The sequence below is a fragment of the Haemophilus parainfluenzae genome (assembly GCF_003252725.1).
Lineage (GTDB): Bacteria > Pseudomonadota > Gammaproteobacteria > Enterobacterales > Pasteurellaceae > Haemophilus_D > Haemophilus_D parainfluenzae_L.
On sequence record NZ_QEPO01000001.1, the window covers coordinates 364235 to 383745 of the forward strand.

At 38.1% G+C, this 19511-nt stretch carries 19 protein-coding genes and 3 tRNA genes; 17 read left to right on the forward strand and 5 right to left on the reverse strand.

The features are described from left to right. Positions 1-88: 88 nt before the first annotated feature. On the forward strand, positions 89-1912 hold the full coding sequence (locus tag DPV85_RS01850) for a hypothetical protein (protein WP_049366182.1): 1824 nt from the start codon (positions 89-91) through the stop codon (positions 1910-1912). Positions 1913-2105: 193 nt separating this feature from the next. Here the strand turns inward: DPV85_RS01850 and DPV85_RS01855 are convergent. The 3 genes from DPV85_RS01855 to DPV85_RS01865 form a co-directional block, all read right to left on the reverse strand. Further along, a tRNA-Leu gene (locus DPV85_RS01855) sits at positions 2106-2192 on the reverse strand. 28 nt (positions 2193-2220) lie between these two features. Next, positions 2221-2294 (reverse strand) — tRNA-Cys (locus DPV85_RS01860). 7 nt (positions 2295-2301) lie between these two features. Next, a tRNA-Gly gene (locus tag DPV85_RS01865) sits at positions 2302-2377 on the reverse strand. Positions 2378-2632: 255 nt separating this feature from the next. Between DPV85_RS01865 and DPV85_RS01870 the strand changes: the two genes are divergently transcribed. Further along, a complete protein-coding gene (locus tag DPV85_RS01870; RefSeq protein WP_111326697.1) occupies positions 2633-3742 on the forward strand; it encodes a methionine biosynthesis PLP-dependent protein in 1110 nt (369 codons plus the stop codon). 117 nt (positions 3743-3859) lie between these two features. Then, positions 3860-4183 carry a thioredoxin gene (gene trxA, locus DPV85_RS01875; RefSeq protein WP_005696559.1) on the forward strand — a complete coding sequence of 108 codons (324 nt, stop codon included), beginning with the start codon at positions 3860-3862 and terminating at the stop codon, positions 4181-4183. A gap of 53 nt (positions 4184-4236) precedes the next feature. On the opposite strand, the gene DPV85_RS01880 is transcribed toward trxA, so the two are convergent. After that, entirely contained in the window at positions 4237-5046 is an 810-nt protein-coding gene (locus DPV85_RS01880; RefSeq protein ID WP_111326699.1) for a DNA ligase, read from the reverse strand. 199 nt (positions 5047-5245) lie between these two features. Between DPV85_RS01880 and lpcA the strand changes: the two genes are divergently transcribed. From lpcA to DPV85_RS01910, 6 genes are all read left to right on the forward strand, one after another. After that, a complete protein-coding gene (gene lpcA / locus DPV85_RS01885; RefSeq protein WP_014065007.1) occupies positions 5246-5830 on the forward strand; it encodes a D-sedoheptulose 7-phosphate isomerase in 585 nt (194 codons plus the stop codon). Positions 5831-5979: 149 nt separating this feature from the next. Further along, the gene (gene artP / locus DPV85_RS01890; protein WP_005696556.1) at positions 5980-6717 is read left to right on the forward strand and encodes an arginine ABC transporter ATP-binding protein ArtP; all 738 of its coding nucleotides are present in this window, start codon (positions 5980-5982) and stop codon (positions 6715-6717) included. An 11-nt stretch (positions 6718-6728) separates the two neighbouring features. After that, the gene (locus DPV85_RS01895) at positions 6729-7448 is read left to right on the forward strand and encodes an arginine ABC transporter substrate-binding protein (RefSeq protein ID WP_111326701.1); all 720 of its coding nucleotides are present in this window, start codon (positions 6729-6731) and stop codon (positions 7446-7448) included. 3 nt (positions 7449-7451) lie between these two features. After that, the gene (artQ, locus tag DPV85_RS01900) at positions 7452-8123 is read left to right on the forward strand and encodes an arginine ABC transporter permease ArtQ (protein WP_111326703.1); all 672 of its coding nucleotides are present in this window, start codon (positions 7452-7454) and stop codon (positions 8121-8123) included. After that, positions 8123-8806 (forward strand): arginine ABC transporter permease ArtM, encoded by a 684-nt coding sequence (gene artM, locus DPV85_RS01905; RefSeq protein ID WP_111326705.1) that lies wholly within the window; start codon positions 8123-8125, stop codon positions 8804-8806. The genes artQ and artM overlap by 1 nt, the downstream gene beginning before the upstream one ends. A 116-nt stretch (positions 8807-8922) precedes the next feature. Then, on the forward strand, positions 8923-9633 hold the full coding sequence (locus DPV85_RS01910) for an SIR2 family NAD-dependent protein deacylase (RefSeq protein ID WP_111326707.1): 711 nt from the start codon (positions 8923-8925) through the stop codon (positions 9631-9633). Positions 9634-9682: 49 nt separating this feature from the next. On the opposite strand, the gene DPV85_RS01915 is transcribed toward DPV85_RS01910, so the two are convergent. Beyond that, positions 9683-9916 (reverse strand): zinc ribbon domain-containing protein, encoded by a 234-nt coding sequence (locus DPV85_RS01915; protein ID WP_111326709.1) that lies wholly within the window; start codon positions 9914-9916, stop codon positions 9683-9685. Between the two features lie 202 nt (positions 9917-10118). Between DPV85_RS01915 and DPV85_RS01920 the strand changes: the two genes are divergently transcribed. The 8 genes from DPV85_RS01920 (at position 10119) to mraY (ending at position 19509) form a co-directional block, all read left to right on the forward strand. Continuing rightward, positions 10119-11693 carry a carbon starvation CstA family protein gene (locus DPV85_RS01920; RefSeq protein ID WP_111326711.1) on the forward strand — a complete coding sequence of 525 codons (1575 nt, stop codon included), beginning with the start codon at positions 10119-10121 and terminating at the stop codon, positions 11691-11693. A 209-nt stretch (positions 11694-11902) separates the two neighbouring features. Beyond that, complete coding sequence (mraZ, locus tag DPV85_RS01925) at positions 11903-12361, forward strand: division/cell wall cluster transcriptional repressor MraZ (RefSeq protein ID WP_005696540.1); 459 nt, start codon at positions 11903-11905, stop codon at positions 12359-12361. A gap of 84 nt (positions 12362-12445) precedes the next feature. Beyond that, positions 12446-13414 (forward strand): 16S rRNA (cytosine(1402)-N(4))-methyltransferase RsmH, encoded by a 969-nt coding sequence (gene rsmH / locus DPV85_RS01930; protein WP_111326713.1) that lies wholly within the window; start codon positions 12446-12448, stop codon positions 13412-13414. Position 13415: 1 nt separating this feature from the next. Further along, positions 13416-13736, forward strand: a complete 321-nt coding sequence (gene ftsL, locus DPV85_RS01935; RefSeq protein ID WP_005696538.1) for a cell division protein FtsL — start codon at positions 13416-13418, stop codon at positions 13734-13736. Positions 13737-13750: 14 nt separating this feature from the next. Then, complete coding sequence (locus tag DPV85_RS01940; RefSeq protein ID WP_111326715.1) at positions 13751-15571, forward strand: penicillin-binding transpeptidase domain-containing protein; 1821 nt, start codon at positions 13751-13753, stop codon at positions 15569-15571. A gap of 14 nt (positions 15572-15585) precedes the next feature. Then, the gene (gene murE / locus DPV85_RS01945) at positions 15586-17055 is read left to right on the forward strand and encodes a UDP-N-acetylmuramoyl-L-alanyl-D-glutamate--2,6-diaminopimelate ligase (RefSeq protein ID WP_111326717.1); all 1470 of its coding nucleotides are present in this window, start codon (positions 15586-15588) and stop codon (positions 17053-17055) included. A gap of 7 nt (positions 17056-17062) precedes the next feature. After that, the gene (gene murF / locus DPV85_RS01950) at positions 17063-18433 is read left to right on the forward strand and encodes a UDP-N-acetylmuramoyl-tripeptide--D-alanyl-D-alanine ligase (RefSeq protein ID WP_111326719.1); all 1371 of its coding nucleotides are present in this window, start codon (positions 17063-17065) and stop codon (positions 18431-18433) included. Further along, the gene (mraY, locus tag DPV85_RS01955) at positions 18427-19509 is read left to right on the forward strand and encodes a phospho-N-acetylmuramoyl-pentapeptide-transferase (protein WP_111326721.1); all 1083 of its coding nucleotides are present in this window, start codon (positions 18427-18429) and stop codon (positions 19507-19509) included. Before murF ends, mraY begins: the two co-directional genes overlap by 7 nt. Positions 19510-19511 lie beyond the last annotated feature (2 nt).

Genomic DNA, 19511 nt, shown 5'->3' on the forward strand with positions numbered 1-19511 from the left:
CATTTCGAATGTTTTTTAACCGTACTTTCCTTAATGGTATAATTCACTCCATATAATATTTTTATGTGATACTCCGAAGGTTAGAGTGATGATTAAAGTTATTGTTGGTATCTTCCTTGTTTTAGTTATATTTTTAGTTGGAGCGTTGATATCAGGGGATATTATTGTCTTTTTTGCGTGGTGGCTTTTACCAGCTTATGCGGTTCTTCTGATCATCTATTTTGCTTTATATGCGGTTATAGGATTAATAACTGATAAGCCATTAACAACTAAAATAAAACTTCTGTTAATTATTCCAACCATAAGCATTCCTTGGGGATATACTAAATGGACAGAATATCGAGATGCCCAAAGCGTGCAAGAACAAAAGATACAACGTGAACACGAACTAGTCGAAGCCTTAGAAAATCTTCCTTCCAAGGCAGAAATTGGAGAATATGGCTATACGCTTTATGCCAAAACCGATAACTTAAAAGACGAACATGGTAATCAACCTACTTTTAAATGGGGAAACTTTGAGCTGACTTCTTTCAAAGCTCCCATAAACTATGATCAGGTTGATGTGATAAGTCTAACTCAGCCAAAAGAATTGCCTCATGGCATAAAATGTACACATGAACTAGGCTTTAAAAGAAAAAAACAAGAGGATGCAGAAAAAGGCTTAACAGCTGAAGAATTTGAGTTTTCTGAATGTAAGGTTGATGAATTCGCCTTAATGCTAAATCAACATCGTATTCAGCTTAAAGATTTTGTGTTCTATTACAATTCTGGGCTTCCAATCTATAAAGAGAAAATAACCACCAAACTTGCGGACTTAAATAGCTTACCTAATCCTTATTGGACAGCGAGGCCTCAAGGATACGCTAGAATTGGAGAAGAATGGATTGTCGATGATCTCTTATTGATTTTAAACCAAGAAGGCAAGCCGATGATTCTTATTGGTTCAGCAAAACATCAGACGGGGTTAAACAACACAAAAATCGATCAATGTCTCATTAAATCACCTAAATTCGATGTAATTTTAACAGATCTCCAAAATGAACAAGCAACCTTGCATCTCATCAAACAATTTAGTCATCATTTTTCTGAATCTTGTCCAGAGACGTTCAAAACTTCGCTAACTTACTCCTCTAATCCTCTTGAGAAGTTGCAAACCACTAAAGTGGGCGAAATGAAAGGAGATCCAATCTTAAATATTTTCAAGCATTTAGATGATAATGTGGAAGTCACTTGGGCACCTGAATATCCATACTTAGATAAAGTATTGAGCAGCCAAAAATCCTTTTCTTGGGGAGAGGTAAATCTTATCTCATTTGAAAGTACAGAATCTTCAATTTTGGCTAAATTTGCAGATGAGAGTACAAAAATTGGCACTTTCTCCTGCAGTAAAAATAGCAATTCGCGTTTTCTTCATCTTTTGGAACCTGTCGATAACACGCTTGATTACCATAATTTTGCATTAGCTGAGTGTGAAAATATGGATGGTCTATTATGGATTGAAAACGATCCGATTCAAGTTGGTATGGGAAATGTAGAATATGTGGATATATTAAATAAATCACAGCATAAAAATATTTCTGATACAGCGCTATTGGTTTTTACACCATATAATTATCACAAAACAATGCTAACTCTCAACGGATTTCCATTTTATTTGCAGAAAGCACTAGTCGATCAACAAGGCAAAATAATCACATTAGTGGGAGAAGTCAGACCAACAGAAACCCAAGAAACCATCAGATTAGGGGAATGTGTAAATTATTATTCAGAGTTAAAATTAACGCATTTTTCAGATAAACAAGTGGATATCTCGGTTTTTGACCATGAGAATTGGGAAAGTATGCTTCAAACGAATAAAACACCAATATGTGAATTGAAACAGGTTAGCTACCAAATAGAAATATTTAAATAGCAGAATTATGTAGTAAAAGTGCGAATTTTTACCGCACTTTTATTAAGAAAAATTATTGTTTTTCTGGGAATAAATAATTTCAAATGTAGACGATAACTAAAATTTTTGAAACAGAATAGAAGTTCTATTTAATAGTTTGGATAAAATATTTAATTATTGAATGAGATATTGATTATTCGATTGGAATGAATAATGGTGCCCGAAGCCAGACTTGAACTGGCACGCCTCGAAAGGCGAGGGATTTTAAATCCCTTGTGTCTACCGATTCCACCACTCGGGCATCGAGTGATTAACTAACTGCGTGGTTATGGAGGCGTGTCCCGGAGTCGAACCGAGCTACATGGATTTGCAATCCAGTGCATAACCGCTTTGCTAACACGCCGTTAGTTTGGAGCGGGAAACGAGGCTCGAACTCGCGACCCCGACCTTGGCAAGGTCGTGCTCTACCAACTGAGCTATTCCCGCATACGCTGTTAGTGCGGTGAATTTTACGGAAATTTTAAACTCTGTCAATCGAAGATCTGAAAAAAAAATTCAAATGTTGAAAAAATCTTCGTTTCGGTTGAAATTACAGCAAAATTTAGCACAAGAATATAATTTTCACAGAGTTTTCAATTTCTACTTTTATCGAGAGTGGCTTTATGACAAAATTGGAGCGTTTTGTTCGCCATTAAATCAAGAAAAGCGCGGTCAAATTTTTGCATGTTTTAGAGGTAAATTATGACACAACAATATTCTATCGATACATTATTAGCCCAAGCGGGAAATCGCAGTGATGAGCGCACTGGTGCAGTTTCTACGCCTATTTATCTTTCAACGGCTTATGGCCACCACGGGATTGGTGAAAGTACCGGGTTTGATTATACGCGTACGAAAAATCCAACGCGTAGTGTTTTGGAAGATACCGTAGCAAAATTAGAAAATGGTGATCGTGGTTTTGCTTTTTCCTCCGGCATGGCGGCAATTCAAGTGTTAATGAACCTATTTAAAGGTCCTGATGAATGGATTGTGTCAAGTGATGTATATGGTGGGACTTATCGTTTATTGGATTTTGCCTATAAAAATAACAACAGTGTAAAACCTGTTTATGTGAATACAGCTTCTTTAGCTGAAATTGAAGCTGCGATTACAGCGAATACAAAAGCGATTTTTATTGAAACCCCATCTAATCCATTAATGGAAGAGTGTGATGTAGTAGAAATTTCAAAATTAGCGAAAAAACACAACTTGTTAATGATTGTAGACAATACTTTCTTAACTCCTGTGCTATCTCGTCCATTAGATTTAGGCGCAGATATTGTGATCCATAGTGGCACAAAATATATTGCGGGTCATAATGATAGTTTGGTTGGCTTGATTATTGCAAAAGGACAAGAGCTTTGTGATCGTATCGCCTATATTCAAAATGGTGCAGGTGCAGTACTTTCGCCATTCGATTCTTGGTTAACCGTGCGTGGAATGAAAACCCTTTCATTACGTATGAAACGCCATCAAGATAATGCAAAGGCGATTGCAGAATTTTTACGCGAACAGCCACAAATTGATAGCGTATTATATCCAAATAAAGGCGGTATGCTTTCTTTCCGTTTGAAAGATGAAAATTGGGTGAATACGTTCTTAAAATCAATCAAATTGATTACCTTTGCTGAAAGTCTAGGGGGAACAGAAAGCTTTATTACCTATCCAGCCACCCAAACTCATATGGATATTCCAGAAGCAGAACGCGTCGCTCGTGGTATTACAAACACATTATTGCGTTTTTCTGTTGGTTTAGAAGATGTGGAAGACATCAAAGCCGATTTATTACAGGCGTTTGCACAACTTAAATAATTAGTTTTTATCAATCGGACTAATCTGTGCAATTCAATATGCCTTGTGCTATTATGAATAACATCAATTAACGCTAGGTGTTGATTTGTCAACACCTTATTAAATAAGGAAACAAAAATGAGCGAAGTATTACATATTAATGATGCAGATTTTGAAACTACTGTTGTGCAATCTGATATTCCAGTATTAGTGGATTTCTGGGCGCCATGGTGTGGCCCTTGCAAAATGATTGCGCCAATTTTAGATGAAATCGCACCTGAATTCGCAGGTAAAGCAAAAATCGTTAAAATCAACGTAGATGACAATCAATTAGTTGCAGGTCAATTTGGTGTACGTAGTATCCCAACTTTACTACTTTTCAAAAATGGCCAACTTGTTGCAACACAAGTCGGTGCATTACCAAAAAATCAATTAGCGGCGTTTATTAATCAACACCTATAATTGAGTTATTAAACATAAAGAGCGGTCAAAAATAGCGATGTTTTTGACCGTTCTTATTTTTTCTCTCGCCAATAAGTGGCAAAACGAGGTTTTCCGGAATTAGTTAATCCTCGATATTTATAGGTGATTGTGGTGCCAATAGGCGGTGGATTTTCGCGCTCACTCAGATTAAATCCAGAACCAATTTTGAATTTTCCACGATGGTTTTCACAGGTGAGTGAACCGAGTATATTTTCAAATTGTCCTTTTCCTTTGTGATGCTCAACCACCATACATTCTTCATCATAAGCGGTTTTAAGCTTCAAAATTTGTGTACTGCGTTTCCGTTCGTAAGGGGCATTAGGATTACGTAACACAACACCTTCACCTTTTTTCCTTTCAATTTCATGTAAATACTCGAATAAATGCGTTTTATCTCGTATTGGAATTTGCGGAATAATCTTGATATAAGGTGTAGGGTGGTCTTTTAAATAATCTTCTAAGGTTTTAAGACGTTCAAAGAGATTTCCTGAGGCATTCGGTACATCAAAAACATAAAGTGTTAATTTTGCCCAATTATTACCTTTAAAGGATTTCGTGATAGAGGCAATCTCTTCAAATTGATTACGTTCACTAAATATCTCACCATCAATGGCAAAAGGCGGAAAGTGAGCGGTAAAATAAGTCGGCGCGGGCAAGGGTAGTCCTTGACGACTTAATAATGTTTTGCCATCCCAATAACCGCGTACCCCATCTAATTTTTCAGACATTACCCAGCCTTGAACATCTTGGTTTTCATAAGTGTCTAATAGCATTAAATCACGCTCATTCGCCCAAATTATTAGACTGAATAGCATACAAAGTAATAAATAAACTACTCGCATAATCTCTCCTTCTAAATTGTTTGAGTTTAAAAAGTGCGGTCATTTTTTACAGCGTTTTTAATTGAATCTTTGATTCGTATCGCAAAATAATGAGAAGTAAGCTGGAAAATAGAGAGATAAGAAAGAGCAGTGGATTATTTGAAATGAACGCTATACAATGCCAACGCGATTTCGAATTTTAATTTTTAAGGAGAATAAAATGTATTTTGATCAAATTAAAGCTGAGCTTGTGGAAGCACAAGACGTATTAAATAAGTTTGTTTCAGATGATAACAACATCAAACTCATTGAGAAAGCGGCTAAATTATTAGCGGAAAGCTTTAAAAATGGCGGGAAAGTATTATCTTGCGGTAATGGTGGTTCTCACTGTGATGCCATGCACTTTGCAGAAGAACTAACCGGTCGTTATCGTGAAAACCGCCCGGGTTATCCTGCGATTGCGATTTCAGATGTAAGTCATTTAAGCTGTGTAAGTAATGACTTTGGTTATGAATATGTATTCTCTCGCTTTGTTGAAGCAGTCGGTAAAGAAGGCGATGTTTTATTTGGATTATCGACATCAGGCAATTCTAAAAATATCTTAAATGCGATTGAAGCGGCAAAAGCAAAAGGCATGAAAGTGATTGCGATGACAGGTAAAGATGGCGGTAAAATGGCGGGCTTAGCGGATGTTGAAATTCGTGTGCCACACTTTGGTTATGCAGATCGTATTCAAGAAATTCACATCAAAGTGATCCATATTTTAATGATGCTAGTTGAATTTGAAATGGCGAAAGAGGCTTAATACGCGATAAGTGCGGTTAAAAATTCAATGATTTAAAGATCCCAAAAAGTTTTTTGGGATTTTTTATAAAAAACACTTGCATAAATAATCACTAAAAAGTAATATTTATTCATTCTTACAAGTCAATCAAGGACAGCAGTAAACTTAAAATGGCGATTAGTGTTAAAAATTTGAATTTCTTTTATGGTTCATCACAGGCATTGTTTGATATCAATCTTGATGCACAAGAAGGCGATACCGTGGTGTTACTCGGACCAAGTGGTGCAGGAAAAAGTACGTTAATCCGTACATTAAATTTATTAGAAGTACCAACCTCTGGTGAATTACATATTGCGAATAACCACTTTGATTTGTCTCAGGCTAATAATAATCCGAAAGCCATTCGTCAACTGCGTCAAGATGTAGGCATGGTATTCCAACAATATAATCTTTGGCCACATTTAACGGTGATTGAAAACCTGATTGAAGCGCCTAAAAAAGTGTTAGGCATTAGCGAGGAAGAAGCGAAAAAAGATGCATTAGAACTTTTAAAACGTTTACGTTTAGAAGAGCATGCCGATCGTTTCCCGCTTCACTTATCTGGCGGTCAGCAACAACGTGTTGCCATTGCTCGAGCATTAATGATGAAACCACAAGTGTTGTTGTTTGATGAACCAACGGCAGCACTGGATCCTGAGATTACAGCTCAAGTTGTTGATATCATTAAAGAACTTCAGCAAACGGGCATTACTCAAGTGATTGTAACTCACGAAGTGAACGTGGCACAAAAAGTGGCGACAAAGGTCGTTTATATGGAACAAGGTAAGATTATTGAAATGGGCAGTGCAGATTGCTTTGATAATCCAAAAACCGAGCAATTTAAACAATATCTTTCACACTCAGAATAAGGAAACACAACATGAAAAAATTACTTTTAACTGCAATGTTAATGGGCTCAGCTTTTGCTGCGAATGCACAAGAAATCACTTTTGCGATGGAGCCTAGCTACCCGCCATTTGAAACAACGAATGAAAAAGGTGAAATCATCGGTTTTGATGTGGATGTGGCGAATGCAATTTGTAAGGAAATTCAAGCAACTTGTCACTTTAAGAGCCAAGCTTTTGATGCATTGATTCCAAGCTTGAAAGCAAAACGTTTTGATGCAGCGATTTCTGCGATGGATATTACTGAAGCGCGTGCAAAACAAGTTTCATTTTCTAATGCGTATTATGATAGCACAGCAAGTTATGTGGCTTTAAAAGGCAAAGCAGATTTAGCTTCAGCAAAAACAATTGGTGTTCAAAACGGAACAACATTCCAACAATATACTGCCGCAGAAACCAAGCAATATAATGCAAAATCTTATGCAAGCTTACAAGATGCGATCTTAGACTTAAAAAATGGTCGTATTGATATCATCTTCGGTGATACCGCCGTATTGTCTGATATGATTTCTAAAGAGCCTGAAATTCAATTTGTTGGCGAGAAAGTGACTAACAAAAAATATTTCGGTAATGGTTTAGGTATCGCGGTGAATAAATCAAGTAAAGAATTGCTAGAAAGCTTAAATAAAGGTTTAGAAACCGTGAAAGCAAATGGTGAATACCAAAAAATCTATGACAAATGGATGACAAAATAATCTATGTTTTATGATTATCTTACATTAATTGGACATGCAGCCCTAGTGACCTTAGGGCTTGCTATTTGCTCGTTAATTGTCGGCTTATTGCTCAGTATTATTTTTACCGCCTTAGAAGCAAATAAATATGTCTTTATTGCAAAACCAGCTTCTGTTGTGATTGCTTTATTGCGTGGTTTACCGGAAATCTTGGTGGTTCTACTGATTTATTTTGGTTCAACCCAAGTAGTAGAAATGCTGACAGGGGAGTATATCGAATTCAGCGCCTTTGGTTGTGGTGTATTTGCATTGTCTTTGATTTTTGCCTCTTATGCTTCACAAACTTTGCGTGGTGCGATTCAAGCCATTCCAAAAGGGCAGTGGGAATCAGGTGCTGCTTTAGGATTAAGCCGTCCTTATACCTTCATCCATTTGATTATGCCACAAGTATGGCGACACGCTTTACCGGGCTTAAGCAACCAATGGCTCGTGTTATTAAAAGATACCGCACTGGTGTCGTTAATCGGGGTAGATGACTTAATGCGTCAAGCAGGATACATTAATACAAATACCCATGAGCCTTTTACTTGGTATGGTATTGCTGCATTAATTTATTTAGTGATTACGTTGATCAGCCAAGCAGGTATTCGCAAATTAGAATTACGTTTCACTCGATTTGAACGGGGAGTCGAATAATGTTTCAAGAGTATTTAGCAGTGATTGCTCAAGGTATTCCGACTAGCCTGTTGCTTACAGTTGTGTCTTTGTTTATTGCCTTTTTCTTAGCATTGGGTTTAACCTTCTTGCTTTCTATCGGCAATAAACTGGTGAAAAGTGCGGTCAATTTGTTCCTTGTTTTATTTACAGGCACTCCACTTTTAGTGCAATTTTTCTTAATTTATGCAGGCCCAGGCCAATTCCAATGGTTGGTGGACAGCCCATTATGGGGATTATTCTCCAACGCATGGTTCTGTGCAGCATTAGCTTTAGCTTTGAATAGTGCCGCTTATTCAACCCAATTATTTCATGGAGCAGTAAAAGCGATCTCTAAAGGTCAATGGGAAAGCTGTGCGGCATTAGGATTAAGTCGTCTGCAGACTTTGAAAATTCTCATTCCTTATGCGTTAAAACGTGCGCTCCCGTCTTATACCAATGAAATTATCTTGGTATTTAAAGGTACAGCATTAGCTTCTACCATTACGATCATGGATATCATGGGATACGCACGCCAACTTTACGGCACAGAATATGATGCGTTAACTATCTATGGTATTGCAGGCGGTATTTACCTCATCATTACTGGTATTGCCACTTTATTACTCCGTCAGTTAGAAAATAAAGTGTTGTCATTCGAACGTATTGATACCGCCAAGGCATAAAGTGCGGTCAAAAATAGAAACAAATCGGGCAGTTTAAAAATTGCCCGATTTTTTATTATAAATGCGAAGTAAATCTGTTTTTCAGGCTTATAATATAAAGTACTGAGGAGGATATTATGAAACCTATTTGTGTCGTATTAACAGGCGCAGGAGTTAGTGCCGAAAGTGGTATTCCTACATTTAGAGCAGAAGATGGTTTATGGGCAGGGCATAAAGTTGAAGAGGTCTGTACGCCTGAGGCCTTGCAAAAGAATCGTGCAAAAGTATTAGATTTCTATAACCAACGACGAAAAAATGCGGCTGCAGCTAAGCCAAATGCTGCACATATCGCCTTAGTTGAATTAGAAAAAGCCTATGATGTGAGAATTATCACGCAAAATGTGGATGATTTACATGAACGAGCAGGAAGTTTGAATGTTTTACACTTACATGGTGAACTGAATAAAGCCCGTAGTAGTTTTGATGAAAGTTATATTGTGGATTGTTTTGGCGATCAGAAATTGGAAGATAAAGATCCTAACGGTCATCCAATGCGCCCATATATTGTTTTTTTCGGTGAAATGGTGCCTATGTTAGAACGTGCAGTGGATATCGTAGAGCAAGCGGATGTCGTGTTAGTGATTGGTACTTCTTTGCAAGTGTATCCTGCGAATGGCTTAGTTAATGAAGCGCCAAGCAAAGCGCCAATTTACTTGGTCGATCCAAATCCCAATACAGGATTTGTTCGTAAGCAAGTCATCGCAATAAAAGAAAAAGCGGGAAAGGGCGTACCGAAGGTGGTGAGTGTATTGTTAGATAAAATAAAAGATTCACCTGTAGCTAAGTAATAAAGATGAAGTGCGGTCAAAATTCTCATTGTTTTTTGACCGCACTTTGTTATTTCCCCGTTAACCAACTTGCCAATAAGATAACGATAGTAAAAATAGCCAACCAAATAAGGTGAAGTTTAGTACTTTTTCGATTAATTTCGGCATTTTGTTGGCGTCGTTGTTCGAGTTTTTGTTTGTAAATTTCAAGATCTTCTTTTTTAAAAGAGAACCCACAATTTGGACAAAACTGAGCAGATTCGCTGATTTTTTTACGACATTCAGGGCAGCGGGTGAGAGCCATTGATAATCCTTTATTAATTATTTTAATTTATATGCCTATTGTAAGTGAAAAAAACGGAATGATAAACGTGACATGGATCACAAAATTGAAACAATGTAAAAATTAAAATTTTGATTTTGATGATTTTCACTTAGAATACCGCCGACGAAGTCTAGTATATGACTAAATTTCGGTATTCATTTATTCCTGAGGAGTATTTTTTATGTTGTGGTTTTTCTTCTGCGTGGCGTTATTGCTTGCAGGTTATTTCTTTTATAGTCGTGTAATTGAGCGCATTTTTGTGATCAATCCAAACCGTAAAACGCCAGCTTATACAATGAATGATGGCGTTGACTATATGCCAATGTCTAAAACTAAGATTTGGTTAATTCAATTATTAAACATTGCAGGTACAGGTCCAATCTTTGGTCCAATTCTTGGTGCGTTATACGGACCAGTTGCAATGCTTTGGATTGTAGTGGGTTGTATCTTTGCCGGTGCGGTACACGATTATTTCTGCGGAATGTTAAGTGTACGTAATGGTGGTGCATCTATGCCTAACCTAGCAGGTAAATACTTAGGTCGTCCGGTTAAAGCATTTATTAACATCCTAGCAGTTGTACTTTTATTATTAGTGGGGGTGGTATTCGTTGCAAGTCCAGCTCAATTAATGGGTACGATTACAATGGATGTGTTCGGTGCCGCATCAGGTAGCATTTCTATTAGCAATGCGGAAGAAATCCATCAAGTAGCTGAAGCAGGTGGTATTACCGTTTGGGGTATGGATAAAGCGACAGTTATCAGTGTTTGGACTGGTATCATCTTCATTTACTATATTCTTGCGACATTACTTCCAGTTGATAAAATCATCGGTCGTATCTACCCATTCTTCGGTGCATTATTACTCTTTATGTCTGTAGGTATGGTATATGGTTTAGTAAGTGCAGATCTTAGCTCAGCAGATCCAATTTCTTTCTATCGTTCTGTGGACGGTATGTCTTTTGAGAAATTCTTCCAAAACTTTGAAACCCGTGCAGATTTACCATTATGGCCACTCTTGTTCTTAACTATCTCTTGTGGTGCATTATCTGGTTTTCACGCAACACAAAGTCCGTTAATGGCACGTTGTACTGAAAACGAAAAAGAAGGGCGTTTCATTTTCTACGGTGCGATGATCGGTGAAGGTGTGATTGCATTAGTATGGTGTGCAGTTGGTTTAAGTTTCTATGATTCTTTACCAGATTTGTTAGCTGCGATTAAAGCGGGTTCGCCTTCTAAAGTGGTTTATGATTCTTCAATCCACTTCTTAGGTCTTGTTGGTGGTATTTTTGCAGTATTAGGTGTGGTTGTTCTTCCAATTACATCAGGCGATACAGCATTCCGTGCAGCACGCCTTGTTATTGCAGAATTTTTCCATTTAGAACAAAAAACCTTAGCTAAACGTTTAATTATTGCTGTACCATTATTCGTGGTTGGTTATATCGTATCAAAAGTGGATTTCTCTGTCTTATGGCGTTACTTCACTTGGGCAAACCAAACCACCGCGATGGTTATGTTATGGACTGCAGCAGCGTACTTATATCGCTATAATAAATTCCACTGGGTATGTACAATCCCTGCGGCATTTATCAGTACTGTATGTTTTACTTATCTTGCATACAACAAAATCGGTTTCGGTTTAGACTATCAATTATCTGTTTATATCGGCTTAGGCTTAACTGTTCTTTGCTTGGTATTATTCTTCACACAGCTTAAACCATTAGGTGATCGTGACGAAGAAGCGTATGTAAATAACTAATTAAATTGAGTTAAAAATTGAAAAACCGTTTGAGGGAGACCTTAAACGGTTTTTTTGTTTATTTTATTGCCAAAATTTACCAATCTTTACGTTTTAATTGCTTGCAAGTTAAGGCTACAACCGATAAACTTACGCAAAGTGGTGAAAAGTGGAATTTTGTGGAAAATTCTGCCAAATTTTTCTAAAAATAAACGTTTAAAGGTAGAGAAATGTTTCGTGGTGCAGCAGCGGTAAATTTAGATGCGAAGGGTCGTGTAGCGATTCCTACTCGTTATCGTGCTGAAATCATGGAAAAGAACCAAGGTCAAATGGTTTGTACCGTTGATATTCGTCAACCTTGTTTATTACTTTATCCTTTAGATGAATGGGAAAAAATCGAACAAAAACTACTTTCACTCTCCAACTTTGACCCAAATCAGCGCCGTTTACAACGTGTAATGCTCGGTTATGCCACAGAATGTGAAATGGATGCGCAAGGTCGTATCTTATTGAGTGGTCCATTACGTCAACACGCAAAATTAGAAAAAGGCTTAATGTTGGTAGGGCAGTTGAACAAATTTGAAATTTGGAGCGATACTGAATGGTACGCACAAATTGATGAGGATATCGAAATTGGCTCAAGTGCTGAATTCGGTGCTTCTGAAGAACTAAAAATGCTGTCATTATAGAACAGCAGCACTAGCAGGATAAGCGGTGCTTGCGCCGCTCTATCTTTTCTTTATCGATTTTGATTTAACGTTTACTTTTTATTTATGACTACGCAAAATTCCTTTTCTGCACCTGAACATATCACGGTTTTGCTTCACGAAGCGGTGAATGGTTTGGCGTTGAAAGAAAACGGAATTTATATCGATGGTACCTTTGGTCGTGGTGGTCATTCTCGCCTCATTCTCTCGCAGCTTTCTGAACATGGTCGTTTAATTGCAGTGGATCGTGATCCTCGTGCAATTGCTGAAGCTGAAAAAATTCAAGACCCTCGTTTTCATATTGAACATAATAGCTTTTCACACATTCCAGATATCTGTCAAAAACTCGATTTAGTTGGTAAAATTGACGGTATTTTGCTGGATTTAGGCGTATCATCTCCACAGCTTGATGAAGCAGAGCGTGGTTTCAGTTTTATGAAAGATGGCCCGTTAGATATGCGCATGGATACCACACAAGGTTTATCCGTGGCAGAGTGGCTAAAACAGGTATCTGTTGATGATTTAACTTGGGTGTTAAAAACCTTCGGGGAAGAGCGTTTTGCAAAACGAATTGCGACTGCCATCGTAGAGTTCAACAAAAGTGCGATTAAAAATGGCACAGAATGTTTAAGTCGTACTTCTCAGCTCGCTGAATTAATTGCTCAATCTGTACCGTTTAAAGATAAACATAAACATCCAGCAACTCGTAGCTTCCAAGCCATTCGAATTTATATTAATGCTGAATTAGATGAGTTAGAAAGTGTATTGAATTCTGCATTAGATATGTTGGCACCTGAAGGGCGTTTATCGATTATCAGTTTTCATTCACTTGAAGACAGAATGGTAAAACATTTCATGCGTAAACAAAGTAAAGGTGAGGATATTCCGAGAGGTTTACCATTACGTGAAGACCAAATTCAACGTAATCAAAAATTAAAAATCATAGGTAAGGCAATCCAGCCAAGTGAGGCTGAAATTTCAGCGAATCCACGTTCAAGAAGCGCGGTGTTACGTATTGCGGAAAGGGTGAAATAAGATGTTAGAAAATAGCGAACGTTATCCTTTACAACATATTCTCGTTGAAGATATTTTTTCTTCTAATAAATTAATTGTCGTCTTACTTTTATTAATTTTAGCTTCTGCAATGGGCACAATTTGGATGACCCACCAAACAAGAGGCTTGATTTCTGAAAACGGGCAGTTGGTATTACAACACCAAGCGCTTGAAAACGAATATCGCAATTTGCAATTACAAGAAGCAACCGAAAGTGATAATACAAGAGTTGAATCCATTGCAATCGGTACATTAAAAATGCAACGTGTTCAAAGTGAACAAGAAGTGGTTATTTTTGAATAGGGATTTTGAATAAAATGGTTAGATTTAATTCCTCTAAGAAACCAGTAAAGCCAAAGAAAACAATTAGAAAATTGGCTCAACCTGCCTCAGTAAAACCAAATAAACCGAAGATGGTGTTTGAGAAATGCTTTCTTCGTGGTCGTTATCTCATCGCAACAAGTTTTATTTTCTTAGGTTTAGGCGCATTAGTAGCTCGTGCTGCTTATGTGCAATCTGTTAATTCTGAAACCCTTTCTGGTGAAGCGGACAAACGTTCATTACGTAAAGATGATGTCCTCTCTGTTCGCGGCTCAATTTTAGATCGTAACGGCCAATTGTTATCGGTGAGTGTACCGATGAGTGCAATCGTGGCTGAACCGCGTTTAATGCTAAAAGAAAATGCATTAGATGATAAAGAACGTATTAAAGCCCTTGCTAACGAATTAAATATGACACCAGCCGAGTTGGTGAAAAAAATTGAGAAAAATGCAAAATCAGGCTTCTTGTATTTAGCACGTCAAGTAGAAGCGAGCAAAGCGAATTATATCCGTGAACTCAAAATTAAAGGTATCTCACTAGAGACAGAACCACGTCGTTTTTATCCTCGTGTAGAAGAGGCGGCTCAATTAATCGGCTTTACTAACATTGATGGTAAAGGGATTGAAGGTGTTGAGGCAAGCTTCAATTCAATGTTAGTGGGTAAAGACGGTGCGCGTGTTGTTCGTAAAGACAAACGTGGTAACGTGGTTGAACATATTGCTGATGAGAAAAAATACGATGCACAAGATGTCACCTTAAGTATTGATGAAAAATTACAATCCATGGTGTATCGTGAAATCAAAAAAGCGGTAACAGAGAACAAAGCAGAATCAGGCACAGCCGTATTGGTGGATGTACGTACGGGTGAAGTATTAGCTATGGCAACTGCACCTTCTTATAACCCAAATAATTTGGCTAATGTCAAAGATGAATTAAAACGTAACCGTGCGATTACCGATACCTTTGAACCCGGTTCAACCGTAAAACCTTTTGTTGTATTGACCGCACTTCAACGTGGCGCAGTGAGACGTGATGAGGTAATTAATACAGGTTCATTTACCGTAAGTGGTAAAGAAATTGTCGACGTGGCACCTCGCCCACAACAAACCTTAGATGAAATTTTGATTAACTCCAGTAACCGTGGTGTGAGCCGTCTTGCGTTACGTATGCCACCTTCAGCATTAATGGAAACTTACCAAAATGCAGGTTTAGGTAAAGATACTGAGTTAGGCTTAATTGGTGAACAACGTGGTGTATTAAATGCAAACCGTAAACGTTGGGCAGATATCGAACGTGCTACTGTGGCTTATGGTTATGGCATCACTTCAACACCATTACAAATTGCACGCGCTTATGCAACTTTAGGTAGCTTTGGGATTTATCGCCCACTTTCTATTACTAAAGTAGATCCGCCAGTTATTGGTCAACGTGTCTTCTCTGAAAAAATCACGAAAGACGTAGTGGGCATGTTAGAAAAAGTCGCGATCAAAAATAAACGTGCGATGGTTGAAGGTTATCGTGTTGGCGTGAAAACAGGTACAGCGCGAAAAATTGAAAATGGTCACTATGTTAATAAATATGTGGCATTTACTGCGGGTATTGCACCAATTAGCGATCCACGTTATGCATTAGTTATTTTGATTAACGATCCGAAAGCCGGGCAGTACTATGGTGGTGCGGTATCTGCGCCAGTATTCTCAAGCATCATGGGCTATGCATTACGCGCTAATGGTATTGCGCCAGATGCAGAACCAACAGAAAAAACAGCAAGACGTACCGTTCGCTTAAGCGATCAAAAACTTGAAAAAATGAATTAAGAAAAGGCAAAACAATGAAAAAATTGACCGCACTTTTTGATCTTCCGGTGCTTTCAGACATTAATGTGAAGGCAATGGTGTTAGATAGCCGCAAAGTGACTCAAGGAGATCTATTTGTGGCAGTAAAAGGGCATCGTTTTGATGCGAGTCAATTTGTTCCTCAAGCCATCTCTTCTGGTGCAATTGCGGTCGTTTTAGAAACAGATTTAGAAAACGAGCATTTGAACATCCAATGGCAAAATAATGTGCCTGTGATTCATTATTATCATTTATCTGCCAATCTTTCAGCGTTGGCCGGTCAATTTTATGATAATCCTTCCGAAAAATTGACTTTAGTTGGTGTGACTGGAACAAACGGTAAAACCACCGTTTCTCAATTATTAGCTCAATGGGCGACCTTATTAGGACATAAAGCTGCTGTCATGGGCACCATTGGCAATGGTTTATTAGGTCAAGTCAAAGAAGCAAAAAATACCACAGGCTCAGCCGTTGAAGTTCAAGAAAACCTTGCTGATTTTGTAGAGAATGGGGCAGATTTTGCTTCTATCGAAGTGTCTTCACATGGTTTAGTTCAACATCGCGTTGAAGCCCTTAAATTTAAAGCCGCCATTTTTACCAATTTAAGTCGTGATCATTTGGATTATCACGAGACAATGGAAAAGTATGCGGAAGCTAAAAAACGCTTTTTCGTTGATTTAGCCCCCGAATTACAAATTTTCAATGCTGACGATTCAGTTGGGGCTGCGTGGTTAAGTGAATTACCAAATGGTATTGCAGTCAGCTGTCGCCCAGATTTTCAACCAACTTCTAAACAATGGCTTTATGCAACACAGATTCGTTTTACTCACGAAGGTGCAGTGATTGATGTTGCTTCAAGTTGGGGTAATGGCACATTACATAGCCCATTAATTGGCGCCTTTAACGTGAGTAATCTGCTGTTAGCCACAGCCGTTTTATTGGCTTTAGGTTATTCTTTCGACGATCTTATCCGTACTGTTTCACAGCTAAAAGGGGTAAATGGAAGAATGGAATTGATTAAAAAAGCAGGAAAACCAACGGTTATCGTTGATTATGCCCATACTCCAGATGCATTAGAAAAGGCATTAAATGCCGCGCGTGAACACTGCAAAGGTAAACTTTGGTGTATCTTTGGGTGTGGCGGAGATCGTGATGCAGGCAAGCGTCCGCTGATGGCAAAAGCTGCTGAGCAGTTTGCAGATTTAGTGATCGTAACCCAAGATAATCCGCGTACAGAAGATCCAAATAAAATTGAAGCAGATATCCTGACTGGTTTTAGTCGAATGGAAGATGTTGGAGTGATTCCAGATCGCGAAGAAGCTATTAAATTTACCATTGAGAATGCGGTTGAAAATGATGTGATTGTGATTGCCGGTAAAGGGCATGAAAACTATCAAATCATTGGGGATAAAACACTTCATTTCTCCGATCAAGAAGTGGCTGAAGCTTATTTAACGAAAAAATAAAAACAGAATGATTAAACTAACTACCCAACAGCTTGCTAAAATTTTAAATGCTAATCTTATTGGAGATGAGCAGGCCGTTGTTGAAAATATCAATACGGATACGCGTAAATCGGTATCCAACTCACTTTTCTTTGCATTAAAAGGTGAGCATTTTGATGCACATCAATACTTAGATAAAGCCGTTGAGCAAGGTGCGAAAGCCTTAGTTGTGCAACAAGCCAACACTGAAATTGCAACGCCACAATTAGTTGTTGCAGATACGCGCTTAGCCCTTGGTCAATTAGCAAAATGGTTACGTGAAAAAATTAATCCTCGTACTGTGGCGATGACAGGCTCTTCAGGTAAAACCACAGTGAAAGAGATGACAGCATCCATTCTGCAACAAACAGCAGGTAATCCTGAGGCCGTGTTATTCACAAATGGTAATTTCAACAACGATATTGGCGTACCATTAACGTTATTACGCTTAACCGAACAACATAAATTTGCTGTTATTGAATTAGGTGCTAATCATCAAGGTGAAATTGATTACACTACGCATCTTGCTCAGCCTGAAGCCGCATTAGTGAATAATGTAGCAGCAGCACATTTAGAAGGTTTTGGTTCAATTGAAGGTGTTGCACGTGCGAAAGGTGAAATCTATCGTGGTTTAACCCCAAATGGTGTAGCCATTATTAACAGTGAACATAATTATATTGAATTGTGGCAAAAAGAAATTAGTTCGCATGCTATTCAATATTTTAATGGTGGCGATTACAAAGCTGAAAATGTAAAACATTCACCTAATGGATCAACATTTACGTTAGTTTCGCCAAAAGGTAGCATTGAAATTAATTTACCTTATTTAGGTGAGCATAATGTTAAAAATGCGTTGGCGGCGACCGCACTTGCCATGAATGTGGGCGCAAGTCTCGCTGATGTAAAAGTAGGTCTTGAACATCGTTCTCAAGTTAAAGGAAGATTATTCCCGATTCAAGTAAATGAAAATCTCCTTTTATTAGATGATACTTACAATGCGAATGTCGATTCTTTACAAGCGGCGATTGATGTTTTAAAAGGTTATGATGCTTTCCGCATTCTACTCGTGGGCGATATGAAAGAATTAGGCGAGGATAGTCTAAAATGTCATCAACAAGTGGGCGAACATGCAAAACAAGCGAAATTAGATTTAGTGCTTTCTTACGGAACGGAAAGTGCGGTCATTTCTGAAGCTGTTTTGGGAAAACATTTTACAGATAAAGCTGAATTGACAGCTTATGCGTTAGATATTATTAAACAGAAATTACAAGAAAACCAAAAAGTCGTCGTATTAGCGAAAGGCTCGCGCTCAATGAAAATGGAAGAGACGATTTATTCATTAAAGGATAGCTTATGTTAGTTTGGCTTGCTGAATATTTAGTTCGCTATGAAACGGCATTCAATGCCATTTCCTATATTACCGTACGTGCGATTTTGGCATTATTGACCGCACTTTTCATTTCTTTATGGATTGGTCCGAAAGTGATCAAACGCCTTCAAATTTTAAAATTTGGCCAAGAAGTGCGTAATGATGGTCCTGAAAGTCACTTTGCGAAAAAAGGCACCCCAACTATGGGCGGTGTGATGATTTTATTCTCCATCGGTGTGAGTACGTTATTATGGGCTAACTTAATGAATCCTTATGTTTGGATTTGCTTATTTGTGTTGTTTGGCTACGGTGCAATTGGCTTTGTGGATGATTTCCGTAAAATTACACGTAAAAATACCGATGGTTTAATTGCGCGTTGGAAATATTTCTGGATGTCAGTAGTCGCATTAGTGGCAATCATTTGGTTGTATTGGTTAGGTCATGATACCGATGCAACCCGTTTAGTGATTCCATTCTTCAAAGATATCATGCCGCAATTAGGTTTATTCTATATCGTGTTGTCTTACTTTGTGATTGTAGGCACTGGTAATGCGGTAAACTTAACCGACGGTTTAGATGGTCTTGCCATTATGCCAACAGCTTTAGTAGCTGGTGCATTTGCTTTGATTGCATGGGCGACCGGTAACGTTAATTTTGCAGAATACTTACATATTCCTTATATCAAATATAGTTCTGAAGTGGTGGTGTTCTGTACCGCAATCGTAGGCGCGAGCTTAGGTTTCTTATGGTTTAATACTTACCCAGCTCAGGTCTTTATGGGGGATGTAGGTTCTCTAGCACTTGGTGGAGCACTCGGTGTTGTTGCCATCCTTGTTCGTCAAGAATTCTTATTAGTGATTATGGGTGGTGTATTTGTTGTTGAAGCCTTGTCTGTGATTTTGCAAGTGGGTTCTTACAAATTAAGAAAACAACGTATTTTTAGAATGGCACCAATTCATCACCACTTTGAATTAAAAGGTTGGCCAGAACCAAGAGTGATTATTCGGTTTTGGATTATCTCCTTAATGTTGGTGTTGATGGGGCTTGTAACGCTCAAACTAAGATAATT

Bases quoted from the DNA above. Each gene is read 5' to 3' on its own strand.
- DPV85_RS01915 (WP_111326709.1), bottom strand. From the start codon at position 9,916: ATGGCTCTCACCCGCTGCCCTGAATGTCGTAAAAAAATCAGCGAATCT.
- DPV85_RS01895 (WP_111326701.1), top strand. From the start codon at position 6,729: ATGAAAAAATTACTTTTAACTGCAATGTTAATGGGCTCAGCTTTTGCT.
- DPV85_RS01910 (WP_111326707.1), top strand. From the start codon at position 8,923: ATGAAACCTATTTGTGTCGTATTAACAGGCGCAGGAGTTAGTGCCGAA.
- trxA (WP_005696559.1), top strand. From the start codon at position 3,860: ATGAGCGAAGTATTACATATTAATGATGCAGATTTTGAAACTACTGTT.
- mraZ (WP_005696540.1), top strand. From the start codon at position 11,903: ATGTTTCGTGGTGCAGCAGCGGTAAATTTAGATGCGAAGGGTCGTGTA.
- artP (WP_005696556.1), top strand. From the start codon at position 5,980: ATGGCGATTAGTGTTAAAAATTTGAATTTCTTTTATGGTTCATCACAG.
- DPV85_RS01940 (WP_111326715.1), top strand. From the start codon at position 13,751: ATGGTTAGATTTAATTCCTCTAAGAAACCAGTAAAGCCAAAGAAAACA.
- murF (WP_111326719.1), top strand. From the start codon at position 17,063: ATGATTAAACTAACTACCCAACAGCTTGCTAAAATTTTAAATGCTAAT.
- artQ (WP_111326703.1), top strand. From the start codon at position 7,452: ATGTTTTATGATTATCTTACATTAATTGGACATGCAGCCCTAGTGACC.
- DPV85_RS01920 (WP_111326711.1), top strand. From the start codon at position 10,119: ATGTTGTGGTTTTTCTTCTGCGTGGCGTTATTGCTTGCAGGTTATTTC.
- ftsL (WP_005696538.1), top strand. From the start codon at position 13,416: ATGTTAGAAAATAGCGAACGTTATCCTTTACAACATATTCTCGTTGAA.
- lpcA (WP_014065007.1), top strand. From the start codon at position 5,246: ATGTATTTTGATCAAATTAAAGCTGAGCTTGTGGAAGCACAAGACGTA.
- murE (WP_111326717.1), top strand. From the start codon at position 15,586: ATGAAAAAATTGACCGCACTTTTTGATCTTCCGGTGCTTTCAGACATT.
- DPV85_RS01870 (WP_111326697.1), top strand. From the start codon at position 2,633: ATGACACAACAATATTCTATCGATACATTATTAGCCCAAGCGGGAAAT.
- DPV85_RS01880 (WP_111326699.1), bottom strand. From the start codon at position 5,046: ATGCGAGTAGTTTATTTATTACTTTGTATGCTATTCAGTCTAATAATT.
- DPV85_RS01850 (WP_049366182.1), top strand. From the start codon at position 89: ATGATTAAAGTTATTGTTGGTATCTTCCTTGTTTTAGTTATATTTTTA.
- mraY (WP_111326721.1), top strand. From the start codon at position 18,427: ATGTTAGTTTGGCTTGCTGAATATTTAGTTCGCTATGAAACGGCATTC.
- rsmH (WP_111326713.1), top strand. From the start codon at position 12,446: ATGACTACGCAAAATTCCTTTTCTGCACCTGAACATATCACGGTTTTG.
- artM (WP_111326705.1), top strand. From the start codon at position 8,123: ATGTTTCAAGAGTATTTAGCAGTGATTGCTCAAGGTATTCCGACTAGC.